Source organism: Streptomyces barringtoniae (genome assembly GCF_020819595.1).
GTDB classification, from domain to species: domain Bacteria; phylum Actinomycetota; class Actinomycetes; order Streptomycetales; family Streptomycetaceae; genus Streptomyces; species Streptomyces barringtoniae.
Genome location: NZ_JAJHNP010000132.1, coordinates 1 through 290, shown reverse-complemented (window position 1 = coordinate 290; position 290 = coordinate 1). Strand labels below are relative to the sequence as shown.

Genomic DNA, 290 nt, shown 5'->3' with positions numbered 1-290 from the left:
GGCACGGTGCTGGTGACGGGTGGTACGGGTGCGTTGGGTGCCGAGGTGGGGAGGTGGCTTGCGCGTCGGGGTGCTGATCATGTGCTGTTGGTCAGTCGTCGTGGTTCCGGGGCGCCGGGGGCGGTGGAGCTGGAGGCGGAGCTCGGGTCGTTGGGTGCCCGGGTGACGGTGGCGGCGTGTGATGTGGGGGATCGGGAGGCGTTGGGCCGGCTTCTGGAGTCGGTGCCGGAGGAGTTTCCGTTGTCGGCGGTCGTGCACACGGCCGGTGTGCTGGACGACGGGGTGCTGGA

General features: G+C 70.7%; 1 protein-coding gene. It reads left to right on the top strand.

Annotation, left to right across the window (positions count from 1 at the left end; genetic code table 11):
• The coding region (locus tag LMU33_RS41050) for an SDR family NAD(P)-dependent oxidoreductase (protein ID WP_228627238.1) at nt 1-290 on the top strand (290 nt) is incomplete at both ends.